Source organism: Hydrogenophaga sp., from assembly GCF_051007235.1.
Classification (GTDB): domain Bacteria; phylum Pseudomonadota; class Gammaproteobacteria; order Burkholderiales; family Burkholderiaceae_C; genus Hydrogenophaga.
Genome location: NZ_JBPCSJ010000068.1, coordinates 1 through 3,655, shown reverse-complemented (window position 1 = coordinate 3,655; position 3,655 = coordinate 1). Strand labels below are relative to the sequence as shown.

Sequence of the window (3,655 nt, the reverse complement as noted above, 5' to 3'; positions counted from 1 at the left end):
CGCCGATGCCATGGCGGCGAAGCTGCGCGAACGCCTGCGCAGCGTGCCGGGCATCAACGTCACGCACGCCGGCCTGCTGGACCCGGTGGGCGGCAACAAGCAGATCGAGTTCTCCATACAGGGCGACGACCTGAACGAGCTGGCCCGCCTGAACGCCGAAGTGCTGGAGAAGGTCCGTGGCATCCCCGGCCTGGTGGACCTGGATTCGAGCCTCAAGCCCGACAAACCCACGGTGGACGTGGCGCAGCGGCGCGACATCGCGTCCGACGCCGGCCTGAACGCCGCCGCGGTGGCCAGCAACCTGCGGACCCTGGTGGCCGGACAGACCGTGGGCAACTGGCGCGCAGCCGACGGCGAGAGCTACGACGTCAACGTGCGCCTGGCGCCCGAGCAGCGAGCACGCACCGCCGACCTGGCCGCCCTGCCCTTTGTGGTGGGCAGCAACAGCGACGGCAGCGCCCGCGTGGTGCGCCTGGGCCAGGTGGCCAACGTGGTCGAGGGCACCGGCCCGAACCAGACCAACCGCCGCAACCTCAACCGCGAGGTGGCCATCAACGCCAACGTGTATGGCCGTTCGGCCGGCGAGGTGTCGGGCGAGATCAAGAAGGTGCTGGACACCCTTGCCTTGCCACCGGGCTACCGGGCGGAGTTCGGAGGATCGACCAAGAACATGCAGGAGTCGTTCGGCTACGCCGTCTCGGCACTGGCCATGGCCATCATCTTCATCTACATGATCCTGGCCAGCCAGTTCCAGAGCTTCCTGCAGCCGCTGGCGCTCATGACCTCGCTGCCGCTCACGCTCATCGGCGTGGCGCTGGCGCTGCTGATGTTCGGCTCGACCATGAGCATGTTCTCGGTCATCGGCATCGTGCTGCTGATGGGCCTGGTGACCAAGAACGCCATCTTGCTGGTGGACTTTGCGATCCGTGCGCGCCACGGGCTGGACGGCCAGGCACCGCTGGACCGCGAAAGCGCCCTGCTGCTGGCGGCCAAGGTGCGGTTGCGCCCCATCCTCATGACCACGCTGGCCATGGTCTTCGGCATGGTGCCGCTGGCCTTTGCGCTGACCGAGGGGTCCGAGCAACGCGCGCCCATGGGCCAGGCGGTCATCGGCGGCGTCATCACCTCGTCCATCCTCACCCTGGTCGTGGTGCCTGTGGTGTACTGCTACATGGACGATCTGGCGGTCTGGTTCCGCCGCCTGCTGGGCCCCCGCGGCCATGACCCGCAAACCCCTGCTCGGTAAAATGGTTCTGAATCGGCTAACATACCCACCGGAGTATCTGAAATGACTTCCCCGAACACCCTGAGCCTGGACAAGGCCCGCTTCAACATGATCGAGCAGCAGGTCCGCCCCTGGGAGGTGCTGGACCCGACGGTGCTGGCCCTGCTGGACACCGTGCCACGCGACCTGTTCGTGTCCGCCGCCCACAAGGCCATGGCCTACATCGACATGGAACTGCCCCTGGGCAGCGGCGCCGACCAGGTCATGCTGGCCCCGCGCGTGCAGGCCCGCCTGGTGCAGGACCTGGCCGTGCAGCCCACCGACAAGGTGCTGGTGATCGGCACCGGCAGTGGCTTCACCACAGCTCTGCTGGCCAAGCTGGCCCAGCGCGTCGTGTCGCTCGACATCGACGAAACCATCGCCCGCGCTGCGCGCGAGCACCTGCAGGCCGCCGGCATCGCCAACGCCGACGTGCGCGTGGCCGACGCGGCCGCCAACGGCTTCGCCGCCTGTGCCGCCGAAGCCCCATGGGACGCGATCCTGGTCGCCGGCTCGCTGGCCGAGGTTCCCCAGGCACTGCTGGCCCTGCTCGCCCCGGGTGGCCGCTTGGCCGTCATCGCCGGGCAGGAACCCATGATGCGCGCCACCTTCGTCACCCGCGTGGCCGACGCCAGCTACCGCACCGCCCAGCCTTGGGACACCATCGCGCCGCGCCTGCGGAACTTTCCCGAACCCTCGCGCTTCAGCTTCTGACCATGCAATCCATCCGCCCATCGCAATTTGGTGACTGGCTCGCACACCTGGCCACCGAGCAGCCGGGCGTCAAGCCGGTGCTGCTGGACGTGCGCGAACCCTGGGAATGCCAGACCGCCAGCGTCAAGGCCGACGACAGCTTCGCACTGGTGCAGATGCCCATGCGCAGCGTGCCTGCGCGCTACATGGAAATGGACCGCGACCTGCCGATCGCCTGCCTGTGCCACCACGGCGCCCGCAGCGCGCAGGTGGCGCACTTCCTGATGCAGCAGGGCTTCTCCAACGTGGTCAATGTCCACGGCGGTATCAACGCCTGGTCGCACGAACGCGACCCGGGCGTGCCCATGTACTGACCCGCAACGTCCCGCTGCCCCGCCTCTCGCGCCCGCCCCACAAGGAACCGCACATGAACGCCCACACCACCCGTCCGTCCCGCTCCGTCGCCCACCGGCTCACCCTGAGCCGTGTCGCGCTGGGTGCGCTGCTGGCCCTGGGGGGCATCTCGGCGGCGCAGGCGCAAAGCCTGGTGGAGTTGTACGAGTCTGCCCGCGGCTACGACGCGACCTTCCTCTCGGCCCGCTCGGCCTACGACGCCAGCCTGGCCAAGGCCGAGCAGGCCCGCGCCGGCCTGCGCCCGCAGGCAGGCCTGGCGGCAGGCGCGAACTGGAACAACCGCAACAGCTCGGTGGGTGCGCTGGACAGCACCTACAACAGCCAGAACGTCACGCTGTCGGCCAGCCAGCCGCTGTACCGCCCGGCCAACGCCGCGGCCGACCAGCAAGGCCAGCTGTCCATCGACATCGCCAAAGCCCAGCTGCAAAGCGCCGAGCAGGACCTGATCGTGCGCACCACGCAGGCCTACTTCGACGTGCTGGCCGCGCAGGACACGCTGACCTTCGTGCAGGCCCAGAAAAAGGCCGTGAGCGAACAGCTGGCCGCCGCCAAGCGCAATTTTGAAGTGGGCACCACGACGGTGACCGATTCGCGCGAGGCGCAGGCACGCTACGACCTGGTGATCGCGCAGGAAATCGCAGCCGAGAACGACCTGCGCGTCAAGAAGCTGGCGCTGGACCAGCTGGTGGGCAAGGCTAACGTCAGCCCCAAGCCACTGGCCACACCGGTCGCCCTGCCCCCGCTGGTGCCTGCAGATCCGCAGGCCTGGGTGGCGCAGGCAGAGACCGGCCACCCGGCCGTGCTGCAAGCCACCAAAGGTCTGGAAATCGCCCAGCTGGAAACCCAGAAGGCCGAGGCCGGCCACAAACCCACGCTGGACCTGGTGGGTCAGTACCAAATCGCACGTGCTCCGTCCTCCAGCGCCACCATCCCCGGCTATGTGCGCAACAACACCGCCACCGTCGGCGTGCAGTTCAACCTGCCGCTGTACGCGGGCGGCGCGATCCAGAACCGTGTGAAAGAAACCCTGGCCCTGGAGGACAAGGCCCGGACCGACCTGGAAGGCGCCAAGCGTGGCGTCAGCCAGGCCACGCGCAGCGCCTATTTCGGCGTGCTGTCGGGCCAGGGCCAGGTCAAGGCCCTTGAAGCGGCGGAAGCGTCGAGCCAGAGCGCGCTGGACGCCAACAAGCTCGGCTACCAGGTCGGCGTGCGCATCAACATCGACGTGCTCAACGCCCAGAGCCAGCTGTTCCAGACCAAGCGCGACCTGGCCGTGGCCCGCTA

4 protein-coding genes are annotated in these 3,655 nt (G+C 68.5%); all 4 read left to right on the top strand.

The genetic code is table 11. The annotated features are described in order from the left end of the window. Positions 1–1,246 (top strand): efflux RND transporter permease subunit (locus ACR2JA_RS02235; protein ID WP_434007509.1); only part of this gene is annotated, 1,246 nt, incomplete at its 5' end. 42 nt (positions 1,247–1,288) lie between these two features. Next, positions 1,289–1,978, top strand: coding sequence for a protein-L-isoaspartate O-methyltransferase family protein (locus ACR2JA_RS02230; protein ID WP_434007508.1), 690 nt, complete (start codon positions 1,289–1,291; stop codon positions 1,976–1,978). A gap of 2 nt (positions 1,979–1,980) precedes the next feature. Beyond that, positions 1,981–2,331 (top strand): rhodanese-like domain-containing protein, encoded by a 351-nt coding sequence (locus ACR2JA_RS02225; RefSeq protein WP_434007507.1) that lies wholly within the window; start codon positions 1,981–1,983, stop codon positions 2,329–2,331. 53 nt (positions 2,332–2,384) lie between these two features. Continuing rightward, positions 2,385–3,655 (top strand): TolC family outer membrane protein (locus tag ACR2JA_RS02220; protein WP_434007506.1); only part of this gene is annotated, 1,271 nt, incomplete at its 3' end.

Excerpts from the sequence above, each read along its gene's own strand:
- ACR2JA_RS02230 (WP_434007508.1), top strand. The coding sequence starts at position 1,289 with ATGACTTCCCCGAACACCCTGAGCCTGGACAAGGCCCGCTTCAACATG.
- ACR2JA_RS02225 (WP_434007507.1), top strand. The coding sequence starts at position 1,981 with ATGCAATCCATCCGCCCATCGCAATTTGGTGACTGGCTCGCACACCTG.